General features: G+C 55.3%; 9 protein-coding genes. 3 read left to right on the forward strand and 6 right to left on the reverse strand.

Going from position 1 to position 15498, the window contains the following annotated elements; translation table 11 throughout:
* Positions 1-16 precede the first annotated feature (16 nt).
* A complete protein-coding gene (sbcB, locus tag K6123_RS12455) occupies positions 17-1498 on the reverse strand; it encodes an exodeoxyribonuclease I (protein WP_221798189.1) in 1482 nt (493 codons plus the stop codon).
* Between the two features lie 179 nt (positions 1499-1677).
* Between sbcB and K6123_RS12460 the strand changes: the two genes are divergently transcribed.
* Both K6123_RS12460 and K6123_RS12465 read left to right on the forward strand, forming a co-directional pair.
* The gene (locus K6123_RS12460; RefSeq protein ID WP_221798191.1) at positions 1678-4383 is read left to right on the forward strand and encodes a DUF349 domain-containing protein; all 2706 of its coding nucleotides are present in this window, start codon (positions 1678-1680) and stop codon (positions 4381-4383) included.
* Between the two features lie 185 nt (positions 4384-4568).
* A complete protein-coding gene (locus K6123_RS12465; protein ID WP_221798193.1) occupies positions 4569-5783 on the forward strand; it encodes a PQQ-dependent sugar dehydrogenase in 1215 nt (404 codons plus the stop codon).
* On the opposite strand, the gene tusA is transcribed toward K6123_RS12465, so the two are convergent.
* Both tusA and K6123_RS12475 read right to left on the reverse strand, forming a co-directional pair.
* A complete protein-coding gene (gene tusA, locus K6123_RS12470) occupies positions 5784-6041 on the reverse strand; it encodes a sulfurtransferase TusA (protein ID WP_343223990.1) in 258 nt (85 codons plus the stop codon).
* 157 nt (positions 6042-6198) lie between these two features.
* Positions 6199-6381, reverse strand: a complete 183-nt coding sequence (locus K6123_RS12475) for a tRNA (uracil-5-)-methyltransferase (protein ID WP_221798197.1) — start codon at positions 6379-6381, stop codon at positions 6199-6201.
* 126 nt (positions 6382-6507) lie between these two features.
* Between K6123_RS12475 and hrpB the strand changes: the two genes are divergently transcribed.
* Complete coding sequence (gene hrpB / locus K6123_RS12480) at positions 6508-9045, forward strand: ATP-dependent helicase HrpB (protein ID WP_221798199.1); 2538 nt, start codon at positions 6508-6510, stop codon at positions 9043-9045.
* 9 nt (positions 9046-9054) lie between these two features.
* Here hrpB and K6123_RS12485 read toward each other — a convergent pair whose 3' ends face one another.
* From K6123_RS12485 to K6123_RS12495, 3 genes are all read right to left on the reverse strand, one after another.
* Positions 9055-10644, reverse strand: coding sequence for a tetratricopeptide repeat protein (locus K6123_RS12485; RefSeq protein ID WP_221798201.1), 1590 nt, complete (start codon positions 10642-10644; stop codon positions 9055-9057).
* 263 nt (positions 10645-10907) lie between these two features.
* On the reverse strand, positions 10908-13298 hold the full coding sequence (locus K6123_RS12490) for a two-component system response regulator (protein WP_221798203.1): 2391 nt from the start codon (positions 13296-13298) through the stop codon (positions 10908-10910).
* The gene (locus K6123_RS12495; protein WP_221798205.1) at positions 13298-15130 is read right to left on the reverse strand and encodes a sensor histidine kinase; all 1833 of its coding nucleotides are present in this window, start codon (positions 15128-15130) and stop codon (positions 13298-13300) included. Before K6123_RS12495 ends, K6123_RS12490 begins: the two co-directional genes overlap by 1 nt.
* Positions 15131-15498 lie beyond the last annotated feature (368 nt).

Consider the following 15498-nt stretch of genomic DNA (forward strand, 5'->3'; position numbering starts at 1 on the left):
GTAATGGGGATTCAATTCAATCGTCGTAGGGATACAAGGACTCGGCGTAGAGCTGTAAATCCTGGATCCACTGCAGTTTTTTCGGGTCATCCATCACCTGTTGGGCAGCCAGCTGCAATTCACGGGCAAACTGTTCGAAGTTCAGTGCCGGACAATCCGGGCTGGTATGAAACAACCGCTGACGGCGGAAGTTTTCCCAACGACTGCGTTCCTCGCCTTCAAGGGTTTCCGGGTAATTCCGGGCACGGAAGCGAAACAGCATTTCCTCGCCACGAGGATCCTTGAACTGAGCATTCCAGCCCACAAGATCCCAGCCCGAACGCTGATGCAGTTCGTTCATGGTGTTTTTATCGGCAGGCGAGAAAAAGCCATCGTACAACTGGGCATCCACATCGCTGGCCGGAGCAAAGTCACGCGCCTTGAACAGCTGGTGCAGTTTTGGCCCCAGATCCGGGCCGTTCTTGATCAGGCCAAGGTGCTTGCGCAGGGTTTCGCCACTGAGATTCCAGCGCTCGGCCTGATCCGGTGTGAGGGTTTTCGCCGGTGCAACAACCGGCGACTTGTTGATATGCAACTCTTTTAATGGCAAGCGCGTGACACCTTCCGGCAAGTCAGCGGCTTTGCTGAATACCCGCTGCTGAATTTCTTCCACCGACAGATCAAACAGCGGCGTCGGGTCCTGATGCAGGTCGTAAACAATCACACTGTTTTTGTTGGTCGGATGCCAGCACAGTGGCACCACAATCGCCATACAACCCTGCTCAACCGGGAACATGCCAGAGATATGCACCAGCGGCTTGTGGTTCTCGACGTCAATCAAATCCGCCACCGCCTGCTTGCGGCGCAGGTCAAAAAGATAACGGTATAGCTTGGGCTGTTTGTCACGCACCAGCCGCGCCAGCGCGATGGTGGCCCGTACGTCCGACACCGCATCGTGGGCCTTGCCATGATCAAGACCATTGGCAGCGGTCAGGTGTTCCAGACGGAAACTGATGCGGCCTTCGTCGTTGCGCGGCCATTCGATCCCCTCCGGGCGCAGGGCATAGGCGCAACGCACCACATCGAGCAGGTCCCAACGCGAATTACCGCCCTGCCATTCACGGGCATAAGGGTCAAAAAAGTTGCGATACAGGGTGTTGCGGGTGAACTCATCATCAAAACGAATGCTGTTGTAGCCCGCTGCACAGGTGCCCGGCACTGAAAACACTTCGTTGATCTGACGGATGAAATCGACTTCGGCGATGCCTTTTTGCTGACATTCCTGCGGAGTGATGCCCGTCGTCAGAATTGCCTGCGGATGCGGCAGATAGTCATCGCTCTGGCGGCAGAAAATCTCCACCGGAGCCTCGATTTCATTGAGGTCTTCGTCGGTACGAATACCGGCAAACTGGGCCGGACGGTCCCATGCCGGACTGGTTCCAAAAGTTTCATAGTCATACCAGACGATACTGCTCACGCACGGCTCCTGCGAGTCTACAATCAGTTGCGGGGTCGCCATGTTACCAGTTTCTGAGGCCCAAATCGGCCCTCTTCCGGTAGCATCGGTTTATCCTGCAACAACGACCATGACAGACAGCCAATACTTTTACACACTTCCCTAAATGTTCGCGGCCTGTACAATGGCCACGCTTTTTAATTTGTAACGATTTATTGCGACAAGTTGGATGGATCAGCTCGATGTCTTTACTCAAGAAGTTTCTGAAGCCAGGTAAACCCAAGTGGCAACACGATGACCCGGCCGTCCGCAAGCAAGCGCTGGCGGACCTTCCCCACGAGCAAATCCTCCAGTTTATCGACATCGAACCGTCGGCAGAATTGCGTCTGCAAGCGGTACAACGACTGTCTGATGAAGCCGTGCTGGAAAAACTGCTGGCCCACAACCACGACGACGTGCGCGAAGCCGCCCGTAATCACTGGCTCGGCATGTTGATGCCTGCGGGCAAGGATCTGGCCAGCATCTCGGTCAGTGCCACACTGGTGCGTATTGCCGGTCTGACCCGTGACGATGAACTGCGGTTGCAGGCTATCGCCCGTATCACCGACCAGCAGGAACGCCTCGCCATTGCCCGTCAGCATCCGGTCGCCCGGGTGCGCCTGACCGCAGCGGAAGGCATTGATGACTATCAGCTGTTACAGCAGCTGCTGGATCATGCCCAGGGCAAGGACAAAGCCGTTTACCGTCTCTGCAAGGACCGTCTGGCAGCGGCCAAAGCAGCTGCCGATGCCAAGGCTGAACAGCAACAAAAAATCCAGAATGTGCTGGAACAGGCGGCCTATCTGAACCGTATTGGTTATGGCCCTGAATTCAACGGCCGCCTGCAGGTTTTGACGCGCCAGCGCGAAGAATTTGCCAGCGCCATGGATGCCGACCAGCAAGCCCGTCTCGACAGCGAGCTGCAACAGGCCCGCGCGGTACTGCAACAGCACGAGCAAGAAGAACAACGTCGTGCCGATGCCGAACGGCTGGCTGCGGCTGCCCAACAGCGCCAGCTGGAATTGCTGGAGCAATTGCAGCAAGTAGTGAAACCAGCAGCCGCTGCGGATCAGCTGCAGCAAAGTCTGCACGAGATCGACAGCGCCTGGCACAGCAGCCTGGTCGACCACAAACCAGAGCAACAGCAGCTGCGTCTGTTTGAAAACACCCTGCAGCAAGGCATGGCGCTGCACAGCGCGCTGGCCAGCTACAACGACAATGACAGTCAGCTGGAACAATGGCTGCAACAGGATCTGCCTGCCGATATGAAAGGCTTGCAGCAGGTTATCCGCAGCGGCAAGGACTGGCTGGGCCTGTTCAAGTGGCCTGCCGATCTGCCACAGCCGGAATGGCTGGCCGCCCTGCGTGGCAAATGTCAGCTGGCCGAAGCCCAGCTGGCCAACCTGCAAGACCAGCAGACTGCCCGTATTGACCAGATTGACCAGCAACTCAGCAAGCTCGAAAAGTTGCTCGACGAAGGTCACCTGAAAGATGCCAGCAAATTCTATGGTCAGGTCAATCACGCCCTGCGTCAGATCGACCATAAATCGGCCCAGCGCTTCCAGCACCGCATCAAGGCGGTTGGTGCCCGGCTGAGTGAAATGCGTGACTGGCAGGGTTATGTCACCACGCCGAAAAAAGAAGCCCTGTGCGAAGAGATGGAAGCCCTGATCGGCGTTGAAATCGCCCCCGAATCACTGGCCAACAAGATCCAGGCACTGCAGGAAGAATGGAAAACCCTCAACACCAGTCAACCTGATAAGGAGTTGTGGGAACGCTTCCAGATCGCTGGCGACAAGGCATTTGAACCTTGCCGAGCCTGGTACGCCGAGGCGGCCCAGCAGCGTGAGCTGAACATCACCTTGCGTAACCAGCTGATTGATGAACTGAGCCAGTACGAAGCCAATCTCGACTGGAGCAGCGCCGACTGGAAAGTGGTCCAGAAAACCCTCGAAGCAGCCCGTGAAACCTTCCGCGGCTACTCGCCGGTTGAACGTGGTGCCCATCGTGACACCCAGAGCCGCTTCCATTCCATCTGCGACAAGATCTACGCCCACCTGAAGGCAGAATACGATCGTAACCTGGCGACCAAGTCCAGCCTGGCGGACACCGCTGCCCAGTTGCTGCAGCAGGAAGATCTGACCGGCGTCGTCGATCAGATCAAACAGCTGCAGCAGCAATGGAAACAGGTCGGTGTAACCCCACGGGCGGCCGACCAGAAACTGTGGCGCCAATTCCGCAGTAATTGCGATGCGATTTTTGCCCGTCTGGATGAACAGCGTGCGGAACGTAAATCGGCTATTGATCATCAGGTCAGTGCCGCTGAAGCTCTGGTTCAACAGGCCCAGGCATTGCTCGACAGCGATATCGCGGACGATGAACTGCAACAACAGCTGCAGCAGATCGAACAGGAATTTGCCGCCGTGGAACTGCCACGTGGTGCCCATCAGCGTCTGCGCAAAGCCCTGAGCGACGTTGCCAACACCCTTCACGAGCGCGAAGAAGCCCTGCTGGCTGAAGAAGATCGTCAACGCTGGCAAGGCCTGCTCGATAACCTTGTGGCCATCGCCAATGCTGACGAAACCCAGTGGCAACAGGCCGAGGCGCTGCCAGAAGGATATTCGCAGAAAGAGTTTGAACAACGCTGGCAACAAGCCGGGCAGTTTACCAATGCGTCTGCTGAAGCTCGCGACCTGTGCATCCGGATGGAAATCCTCGCCGAGCAGGAATCCCCTGCCAGCGACCAGAACCGCCGCATGGAACTGCAGGTGCAGCGCCTGGCAGAAGCCATGGGTCAGGCGGTCAGCCGCGATGCTGAACGCGCCAGCCTGGTAAGCCAATGGTTGCTGACCAGTTCGGATACTGACCAGCAGCAGCGTTTCCTGAACGCCCTGCAAGCCAGTCTGTAAGCCATCCGGCTAACGGCCTGTTAATGGTGATTTAAGAAGCCCGGTTTAACCTGTGTTAAACCGGGCTTTTTATTGGCTGTCCCATCGTCACCACCATAGTCGCCACGAACACTGAACTTCCGCTGCTGCGACTATTCGAACCCTATCCAGCCCCGTAAGCCAAGCAATATTCACGGAGTGAAACCATGATTGCCACTGCACGTTATTCAACTGCCATCAGCCAATGGCTGGGCTCTGCCACCCTCTGGCTGCTGAGCCTGACGGCTAGCGCCGAAGCCGAATTGCAAAGTCAGCGCCTGCCTGACAGCAGTACTGAACAGCAGGCAATCGTTACCGAAGTACTGATTCGAGGGCTGGATCATCCCTGGTCTGTTGAATTTATTCCCGATAATCGAATGGTGATCAGCGAACGCTCCGGCCAGTTGCGCGTGATTGAATACCAGCTGATCAATGGCACTCTGATTCCGACGCGGATCAGCCCACCGGTAAGTGGTTTGCCAGAGATCTGGACGGGTGGTCAGGGTGGCTTGCTGGACCTCGCCTGGCATGACGACCTGTTGTATTTCAGCTATTCCGAGCCAGGCGAACTGCTGACGAACTCCACAGCGGTGATGCGAGCCAGACTGGTTGCTGACGGCAAGGGCCAATATCAGCTGCAACAGCAACAGAAAGTCTTTACCCAGCAACCCAAATACCTGTCACGGGCGCACTTCGGTTCACGACTGGTATTTGATGATGACGGCTATTTGTTTATCACCCTGGGCGAACGTTATTTCGCCCGTGACGATGCCCAGGTACTGGACAATCATCTCGGCAAAATCGTCCGAATCCATCCCGACGGCCGTATACCAGCGGATAATCCCTTTACCGACATCAAGGGCGCTGAGCAGGCCATCTGGACCCTCGGCCATCGTAATCCGCAGGGCGCGGTGCTACATCCACAAAGTCGCGAACTCTGGAGTCATGAACACGGCCCGCGCGGTGGCGACGAGCTGAATCGTATCCAGCGTGGCCACAACTATGGCTGGCCGGTGATAACCTACGGCAAGGAATACGTGGGCGGAAATATCGGTGAAGGCTTCGCCAAGGCTGGCATGGAGCAGCCCAATCATTATTGGGTGCCTTCGATTGCACCATCCGGCATGGAATTTTTGACCAGCGACCGTTACCCCGGCTGGCAAAACAACCTTTTTATTGGCTCGCTGAAATTTCGTCAGCTGGTGCGGCTGCAACTGCAAGATGACCGCGTCAGCCACGAAGAACGCATCAATCTGCAAGGTTTGAGTGAGCGCATCCGGGACGTCAAACAGGGCCCGGATGGCTTGTTGTATCTGCTCACCGACGAGGATGACGGCAAGCTGGTGCGCTTGTTACCTGGACAGGCAACAAGCTTGCAGTGATTATTCTTCTGCCGCCTTGTGAATAACAAAGCGGTATACGCCATCGACTTCTTCAGAGACCAGTAGTTGCTGACCCAGAAAGCTGCAGAAGCGCAGGAAATCACGCTGGGTTGAAGGGTCGGTGGCCAGCACTTCAACATTGTCGCCAAGCGGCATGTCATTGATGGTGTTGTGCAACATCATCACCGGCTCCGGGCAAAACAGCCCACGGGCATCCAGATGATGTTGTACGGCGATGTCGCCTTGTTGCTGACTCACGATAAATTCCTCAACCATAATTCTGTGCCGTCACGGTCACGGGCGGGCGACCTTAACAAAGCGGCAGTCTTTTTCCCACCGGCATTTCCCTCTGCCCGGCAGCGTTCACGCTGCGGCAGTTTTCTTGACCCGGAATCAGGGAATGTCCAGGGAAGGGTCAGCGCTTTTTCTTCGCCCGCTTCTTCTTCAGATAGTCCTTCACTGGCGTTTTGCGGTCTGGCAGTGCCAGGGCAAAGCGCTGGCGAATATCTTCTACTTTGGCTTCCTTTTCCCGATGCATACGTTCGTGACGATGCTTCTCACCGGCTGCGGCAAAATCCACTACATTATCATCAGCCATTGGTGTACCTCGTTAGTGTGACGGAGGGTTATACATCGCAGTCGATACCGTTCCAACACCAACAAGCAATCAGTTGCTGTTTCAGGTATCGTCCTCGACAGGATTATAGACACATCACGACGCCGAATGACTCCCGCTGAACTCACTTTTCCGGTAGATCCACTGCTGGACGACATTGCCAGCCAACTCGCACAACACCCTGCGCTGCTGCTGACGGCCGAACCCGGTGCCGGTAAAACCACCCGGGTGCCGCTGCATTTACTCAAACAAGCCTGGCTGGCTGACCAGACCATTGTGATGCTGGAGCCGCGCCGACTGGCGGCCCGTAATGCCGCCCGCTATATGGCCCAACAACTGGGTGAGCAGGTTGGAGAGACCGTTGGCTATCGGATTCGACTGGAACAGCGGGAATCTGCCAACACCCGCCTGCTGGTCGTCACCGAAGGCATTCTGACCCGCATGTTGCAGCAAGACCCGGAGCTGAGTGGTGTCGGGCTGATTATTTTTGACGAATTCCATGAACGCCATTTGTCCAGTGATCTGGCGCTGGCACTGAGCCAGCAATGCCAGCAGGTCTGGCGTGAAGACCTCAAGTTGCTGGTGATGTCGGCAACGCTCGACACCGACAGCCTGACCGCCAAACTGGCAGCACCCGTGATTCACTGCCCCGGTCGGGGCTTCCCGGTCGAGCTATTTTACCGCCCCAAACAACAGTCCGATGAGCCACTGGCACGGCAGGTCTGCCGCACGGTCGCGGAAGTACTGGGCTCGGGTCGAAGCGGCCACATACTGGTATTTCTGCCCGGCACCGCGGACATCCGGCGGCTGCAGGAACAGTTGCAGCAACAGTATGAAAATAATGAGCAGTTACTGATTCTGCCGCTGCACGGCCAGCTGGACGACCAGCAGCAAAAGCGGGCGTTACAGGACCCACCAGCTGGCCAGCGCAAGATTCTGCTGGCCACCAATATCGCCGAAAGCTCACTGACACTGAATGGCGTCGATTGCGTGATTGATAGCGGGCTGGAGCGCCGTATGGAGTTCAGCCCCGCCAGTGGACTTGGCCAACTGCGCACACGTGATATTTCCCAGGCTTCAGCGACCCAACGAATGGGCCGGGCGGGACGCCAGCGAGCCGGGGTCTGTTATCGCTTGTGGCCAGAGAGCACCCATCACACTCGCCCGGCGCATATCGAAGCGGAAATTCGCCACAGTGATCTGACGCCGCTGTTGCTGGAGTTATTGCTTTGGGGTGCCCAACCGGACGAACTGGTGTGGCTGGATTTTCCACCGGCGGCAGCACTGGCCCAGGCTCGCCAGCTGTTGTACCGACTCGGTTATCTGGAGCAGCCGGACAGCACCCAGCTGAGCGGTGATGGTGCAGCTGCTGCGCGGCTGGGTATGGAACCACGCTGGGCCAGTGCGCTGTTACAAGCGCAAGCTCACGGCAGTCACCAGCGCTGTGCAGAACTGGCTGCCATACTGCAGGAATGGCCCCACCAGCAGCGTCGTTCAGATGATATCGAACGGCTGTTTCAGTATGCCAGCCAACAAAAACTTTGGCAGCAACGCGTCAAACCATTGGCCAACCGCTGGCTGCAACAACTCCCTACTCGCCAGCCTGCATTCGATACCCCTTACTCGCTGGCTGACTGCTGCCTGTTGGCATTTCCTGAACGACTGGCCCAGCGTCGTTCCAACTCGACAAACGGCAGTAGTTACCGAATGGCCAATGGTGTTGGGGTCGAGCTGCAGCCAGACTCCGACCTGCACGGCCACGAGTGGCTGGTGATTCTTGATCTGACTGGAGGCACCCCCAACCGGGTTCGGGCAGCGCTAAGCATCAGCCAGCAGGAACTCGCCGCTCTGCTGCAACAGCACCCGCACTGGCTCAGCAGCAATACCGTCGTCGATTGGCAGCAGCAAGGCACCTTGCTGGCCGAACGCCAGCAGAAAATTGGTCAGCTGGTATGGCAAAAACAAACGATCAGGGACCTCAGTGCTGCCGACTGGCGCGCTGCCTGGCTGGATTATTTTGCTCACCCCAGCCAGGGGCTGCAGCGACTGGGCAAACTCGACTGGTCAGATGACTGTCACAATCTCCGCCAACGGGTTGCCCTGCTGCGGCAATATCAGGTCAGCCAAACGGAAACTGAAGAAAACTGGCCAGACTGGAGTGACGCCGGTCTGCTGACAACCGTCGCCGACTGGCTGTTGCCCTGGCTCGACAACTGCCGCAATGAGCGTCAGCTCAAGGCGCTGGATATGCTCAATATTCTGAAAAGCAGCCTCAGCTGGCAGCAGCAACAGCAGCTGGATGACTGGTTACCGACGCACTGGCAGGTGCCGAGTGGTTCACGCATCACGATTGATTATTCGCAGACCCCACCACGGTTGTCGGTAAAATTGCAGGAAATGTTTGGTGAACCGACCCAACCAGCGGTTTTGAAAGGCAATCTGAAACTGACGCTGCAATTGCTGTCACCGGGGCGCAAGCCATTACAACTGACGCAGGACTTACCCAACTTCTGGCAAAACGCCTACAAGGAAGTCCGCAAGGAAATGCGTGGTCGTTATCCGAAACATCCCTGGCCGGAAGACCCTCTCAGTGCAGAAGCCACAGCACTCACCAAGCGAGCGCTGCAGCGACGGGATAATAACTGAGCCGAAACGTTAATCAGACCGTGATTTCATTTGTAGCTCAGCCTTGCTGATCAGCTGACGGGCGACACCACTGCTGTCCAGTGCCACCGCCTTGTTGGCATCGTCAAGGGCACCATTAAAATCGTCGTTCTGGTAACGGGCATCTGCACGCCCCAGCAAAGCCTCCGGCTGATCCCCAAAACGCTGCAGATAATCCGACCAGAGCGCATCAACCCGATCCCAGCGCTGTCGGCGGCTATAAAGTGTATCCAGCTGCTGAAACCAGGTCAGCTGAGCCTCTGGTCGCTGCACGGCTTTTTGCAAATCCTGCTCCGCCTCTGCCTGCTTACCCAGCTGCAACCAGCTGAGACTGCGCTGATATAGCATGACTCCGGATTTTTCATCCATCATCAATGCCTTGTCGAGATAGTCGATGGATTCATCCAGCTTGCCTGCATCCCGTGCCCGTTGTGCCAACCCACCAAGGGTTTGCAGTAGCTGTTCCCGATACTTCAACAAGGCTGGTGAATCCGGTGTCAAGCGCGCCGCCTGCGCCAGCTCGGCAGCAGCATTACGGTACTGATGAGATTCCGCAAAGATCTGTGCCCGCCCGAGATAACTGGCACTGTCGGCACTGCGCAATTGTACTGCCGCAGAGAAGTCTGCCATCGCCAGCGTGTAGTCGTTCTGCTGTAAACACAGCTGACCACGCAACGCGTAGTAGTCGGCGGTTTGCTGATATTTCAGGGCCTGATCAAGGCTACGAATCGCTGCGCCCTTTTGTCCTGCATGCTGCTGGCTACGAGCCATCAGATAATACCGGGCTGCCTGAATAACTGACCCCATATTGGCGTTCCCCGGCGTTGCCAATATGGATCTCCCCAGCGCTTGCATACGGGCATCTGAACCACCCCACAGCGGCGACTCATACTCCAGTGCCGTCCGCATCACCAGTAGTGATCCGGGCGTGCGCCTGAGCGCCTCGGTAAGGTATTGCTGGTATTGTTGCTGATCTGAAATGGTGTGGCTGGCCGTTAATAACAACGCATTAGCCATACCAGAAGCGGGGTTAATTCGTATGGCAGCGTCGATATCGGTAAAGGATGCCAGATAATATTCCCGTGCCCTGGCGATTGATGTTGATGAGGCTGTGGCCAGTGAAATCTGATAAACCGCCCGAGCCAGATAAGGGTATTCCTGATTGGGATAATTCCTCACCCAGTCATTAAAATAATGTTCATGGCCGGTGCTGCCGAGGGCAAATACCTGATAGGCGTCCCATAGTTGCTGTTGCATCGCTGGCAGTTCAAATGCCTGCTGCGAGGTTTTTTCCAGATACTCGTTAAGAGCGTCAAATTGGCGAGCCCTTAGCAGTTTTCCAAGACGAATATAATCCTTGTCAGAAATACCCGGCAATACGTCCTGGCTGCTACGCAACGACTGGTTTATCTCTGGCTGGCTCGACAACAACTGCTCATGGCGTACCTGACCACTGACTTCCTGGGCACGGTCAGAATAGTGAGTACGTCCCTGTTCATCTTTCCATGCATAGATATCTGCCTGGGCAATACTACTCAACAAAGCCAGCAGAATTACCTGATTTAGCCTTCCACCCATCATGGTCGCCTCATGTAATTCCGTCAAAACTCACAAACTACGGCGTCAATATATGTCAGCCTGACTGGAGGTTTGGAAGAAAGAAGCGGATTCTAGCGCTATTATTCAGGCCAAATTGAGAACACCAGCCCGATTTTCTGGTTTGGCTGGCGGATTATTTATTTGCAAGCCAATAAATAATCCGATTGTCCAACAATATTACAGCGCATATCCACCGGTTATACGCTATATAAACCGCATAAGCATGATGGATGAAATTACTTTTATTAATTAAACCTCCGGGATTTACATTCAGTAAATTTATCAGACGAGATATCAGCGCTATACAAAAAGCCCTGTAAACAGTCACAGCCCATTTCGCGTAGCATCTTTTCCTGCTGGGGCGTTTCGACGCCTTCTGCTGTGACAGACAGGTCCAGCACCCGACAGAGCGCAATAATGGCCCGGCAGATCTCGATATCGTCAGCATCATCGGGCAAGTCACGAACAAAACTGCGATCAATCTTGACCCGATCGAACGGCAGTTCCTTGAGGCGTCCAAGTGACGAATAACCGGTGCCAAAATCATCAATCGCCAAATGGACACCCATCTGCCGGATGCGATTGAGCTGCGGCAACAAGGGCCCGCTGGCCTGCAAGGCGGTTTCCGTCAACTCCAGTTCAAGACAATCGGCATCGAGCTGATAACGCTGCAACAGCTCGGCAACATGGTCCGGGAAATCGTCATCGGCCATTTGCCGTGGCGATATATTCACCGCCATGCGAACGTCACTCAGACCAATTTGCAACCACTCAGATATAGTCCGACAGGCTTCTTCGAGCACCCAGTTACCGATCGAAATAATGGCGTCCGACTGCTCGGCAATCGATATAAAACTTGCTGGTGCCAATAACCCCAGATCTGGATGCTGCCAGCGAATCAACGCCTCGGCACCACACAAACGGCCACTTCCCGCTTCGAACAATGGCTGATAACCAAGCACAAATTCGTTTTGAACAATGGCATCACGCAAATCGGCCTCGATCCGAACCCGCTGACGATATTCCTGGTCAAGGGCAAAATCGTAGACGCAATAGCGGTTCTTGCCCTGCTTTTTGGCTTCAAACATGGCGGTATCGGCGGCGCGTAACAACTCGTCCAGCTCCCGGGTAGCATCATCGGAAATCACCACTCCAATACTGGCACTGACCTGGACTTTTTCTCGGCTCAACTTGACCGACTCACTGGCTACCTGAAGAATTTTCCGCGCCACCACATCCATGCCATCGGCATCGCGAATCCGCGGAACCACCACCACAAATTCATCGCCACCCAGGCGGGCAATGGTATCTTCGTCCCGCAACGCCGCCACCAGCCGCTGGGCCAGCACCTTTAAGAGCGTGTCGCCTTCAGCATGGCCAAGTGTGTCGTTAACCAGCTTGAAGCCGTCAAGATCGAGATAAGCGATGCCTATTGATTCACCTTCGCGCTGTTCTTCAATGGCTTGCTGCAGGTTTTTTTCAAACCGTAAACGATTGCCAAGCCCCGTCAACGGATCGACATAGGCCATTTGAGTGAGGTTCTGCTCGGCCCGCCGCAAACGGGAAATATCCGACAGATTAAAGATATAGCCTGACAGGCTGCCGTCGGCATCACGGGTTTTGCTGATGTGTTCCCAAGCCGGAAAAATTTCACCATTCTTGCGGCGACAGACGACCTCACCACTCCAGCTATCCAGCGCCGTGGCCATCTGGATCGGGTTGTCATCACTGCGGCGGGCATACAGCAAAGACACCGGATTCTTACCCAGCAGCTCTTGTTCGGAATAGCCGGAGATTTGCACAAACGCCGGATTAACCCGCTTGATACGCTGGTCACGATCGGTAATCACCAGTCCTTCAGCAGTGCTGCGGAACAACAGATCGGCCTGTTTGAGATCGCTCTGCAAACGCTGTTCATCGTCCACGTCCTGCAACAAGCCAGTCACCTGACGCCGCTGATTGGCTGCAAGGGAGACGGTCGCAAACAGCCGGAACCAGCGAAACTGACCATCGTTCTTGAGCCGTAACAATCGTACAACCCGATGCTTACTGGCGAGCTCTGCCAGCAGCGCATCACGATCGTCCTGATGCAGTTGTTGCAACAAATCATCCAGCGAGGTGTCGAGCGGTTGCAATGCCCCATCTGGCTGCGGCTCAGCCAGCTGATCATCTTCTTCCGGATGCCATTCCCACAGTTTCATCTGGGCCGATTTCAACGCCATTTGCAGTCGTTCGGTGACAACCCGCAGCTGCTGATCAGCATCATGGCGATTCATTGCCACCTTGATTGCGGCCCCGATTTCACGCCGCTCGTAGGGTTTTACCAGGTATCCGTACGGAAATGACTCCAGCGCATCGGCCATGGTTTCATCGTCCGTATAGGCTGTGAGGAAGATTACCGGAATACGCAACTGTGAGTGGATAACGCTGGCCGCTTCCGTACCCAGCATGTCGTCGGCCAGGTGAATGTCCATCAACACCAGATCCGGCCGCTTGGCCAATGCCAGCTCAATCGACTTTTCCGCTCTGGCGGTACTCGCCACCACGCGGTGACCAAGCTCTTCCAGCGTTGCCTTGAGATCCAGCGCAGTGATCTGCTCGTCTTCAACGATGAGAATGCTGTAGCTGCCGTTCATTATTCAGTTGCTCCTTCAACAGATTGGGGCGTTTGCAGGTGAAGGACAAAGCAGGTTCCGCTGTCAGACTGCAGTTCTATTTGGGCATTCATTTGTTCGACCAGTCCCTGAATCAGCTGGAATCCCAGCGTAGGTGACGATTGGGGCTCAAATCCCGCTGGCAAACCGTTGCCATCATCGGCCACCACCACCGCCAGCCCCTCGTTCTCCAGCATAATCTGAATATCGATACAGCCCCGATCACGGCCAACAAAGGCGTGTTTAACCGCGTTGGTAATTACTTCATTCATAAACAGACCAAATGGCTGGGCGATATCCAGCGGGATAAAGGTTCCCGCCGACGGGCCATTCAGCCGCACATCAATACCGCGCAGGCTTGATAAATAACTGCGGCGCACCAGTTCAAGCAGACGTTCGGTATAAACCATCACATCAATACGATCGTAGTGCTTTTGTTCGTATAGCAGCTGGTGAATCAGCGCCATGGCACGGATACGATCCTGGCTGTCGATAAAATAGCTGCGCACTTCTTCTGGCACCTGCCGGGTTTGCAGGCTCAACAGGCTGGAGACCACCTGCAAATTGTTTTTGACCCTGTGGTGTACTTCGTTCAGCAAGGAGGTTTTCTCGTCCAGCGCCTGCTCGAGCTTTTGCTGGATCGACTTCTGGATCGAAACGTCCATAACCGTTGCCAGAATCCGTGTACCGGCACTGAAAGTCAGCGGTGTCAGACCAATTTCGACGGGGACCTTGGTGCCATCCTTGCGCTGGGCTTCCAGCTCTCTCAAGGCGGCCATGGTACGGGGTTTGGGATCAGCCATATAACCAGCCCGCAAGTCGGCATGATTGGGAGCCAAGCCGGTCGGGATCAAATCCTCGACCCGAATCTTGAGAATTTCCTCACGCGAGTAACCAAACATATCGCCGGCGCGCTGGTTGGCCAGCAGAATCGACCCATCCTCACCGACCAGCAGCAGGCCATCAGCGGTACTGTCAAATACACGCCGAAAACGTTCCTCGCTGTATTTCAGTTTTCGTTCACTAATCACCCGATCAGAAATATCAATCGCCGATGGCAAGACATGGGTAACATTGCCATGACTGTCCCGTAATGGTGCCATCATAAAATCGACGATCATCATTTCATCGTCATTGGCCCGGGACTCGATTTCATAGCGACTGGACTTACCATCAACGGCCAGTTCAAAGCTTTGCCTGACCAGCTGCTGGGCAGCAGGATCATGATTCCACCACCAGGTGTCCCAGAATTTTTTGCCGATCACTTCTCCAGCGTCGATACCCGCTGACGCCAGCGGTGCCTTGTTGACGTCCAGCAGTACGCCATCGAGATCGAGTACGCCAACAAACGCAAACAAGCCATCAATCACCCGCCGCACCAGATCGCTGGCTTCGGCTTTGGCGCGCTCCAGCTGGCGCTTGAGCGTAAGATTTTCGGCCACCACCAACACACCCTCGGCAGGCTGGCTGGCATCGTTGTCCGGAAATACCGGGATATAAGAGCCCAGCCACTCAGCCTCTTCGCCATCAATACCCGGGGTTTGGCCAGTGACCTTGAAATTGAGATTGGCGACCCCGGTTTGTATAACCTGATGCAGCATGGGAATAATGATTGGCGCCAGGTCCGGTAACAGGTCCGTAACCGTTGCTCCGATATGGCGTTCAGCCGAGATACCGTTAAAACACGCCAGTGTTTCATTGATGGATACATAACGAAGATCCCGATCAAGGATTGCCAAGCCAAGATCAGAGGTCTGCAGCAAGGCATCGAAAGATGCCGCTTTCAACGCCTGTACGTTATTTTGCCCTGCCATTTTTACGTCCCTGAATCGGTATGATTGTTATTGATTCGATGTAAAACTGCGTATCGGAGCCGTCAGCTTCGTTGCATTAACGAGCCGTTGAATTTCAGTACAGCAGCAGCCGGGGAGCTTTGCCAGTCAATCTGACAATTCTACGAGGGGAGCAGGGAGTGGCCGGAATGCATCCTTGCAAACCGGCACAGGCCGGGGGCGTTCTCAATGAATTAACGGGTCCTGTTATGGAAGAAAAATTCATCAGGCAAGGCGTTGAACGAAGGGAATGGCGAGCCCTTTACAAGTTCAACAACACAGCATGGTGGATTTTTAACCATAACCCTTCGGGCTGAGTCCCGTTGGCTCCAGGCACTGCGTTATTCGTC

This window comes from Oceanobacter mangrovi, from assembly GCF_019740315.1.
GTDB classification, from domain to species: Bacteria; Pseudomonadota; Gammaproteobacteria; order Pseudomonadales; family Oceanobacteraceae; genus Oceanobacter; species Oceanobacter mangrovi.

Bases quoted from the DNA above. Each gene is read 5' to 3' on its own strand.
- sbcB (WP_221798189.1), bottom strand. From the start codon at position 1,498: ATGGCGACCCCGCAACTGATTGTAGACTCGCAGGAGCCGTGCGTGAGC.
- K6123_RS12460 (WP_221798191.1), top strand. From the start codon at position 1,678: ATGTCTTTACTCAAGAAGTTTCTGAAGCCAGGTAAACCCAAGTGGCAA.
- hrpB (WP_221798199.1), top strand. From the start codon at position 6,508: ATGACTCCCGCTGAACTCACTTTTCCGGTAGATCCACTGCTGGACGAC.
- K6123_RS12485 (WP_221798201.1), bottom strand. From the start codon at position 10,644: ATGATGGGTGGAAGGCTAAATCAGGTAATTCTGCTGGCTTTGTTGAGT.
- K6123_RS12465 (WP_221798193.1), top strand. From the start codon at position 4,569: ATGATTGCCACTGCACGTTATTCAACTGCCATCAGCCAATGGCTGGGC.
- K6123_RS12490 (WP_221798203.1), bottom strand. From the start codon at position 13,298: ATGAACGGCAGCTACAGCATTCTCATCGTTGAAGACGAGCAGATCACT.
- K6123_RS12475 (WP_221798197.1), bottom strand. From the start codon at position 6,381: ATGGCTGATGATAATGTAGTGGATTTTGCCGCAGCCGGTGAGAAGCAT.
- K6123_RS12495 (WP_221798205.1), bottom strand. From the start codon at position 15,130: ATGGCAGGGCAAAATAACGTACAGGCGTTGAAAGCGGCATCTTTCGAT.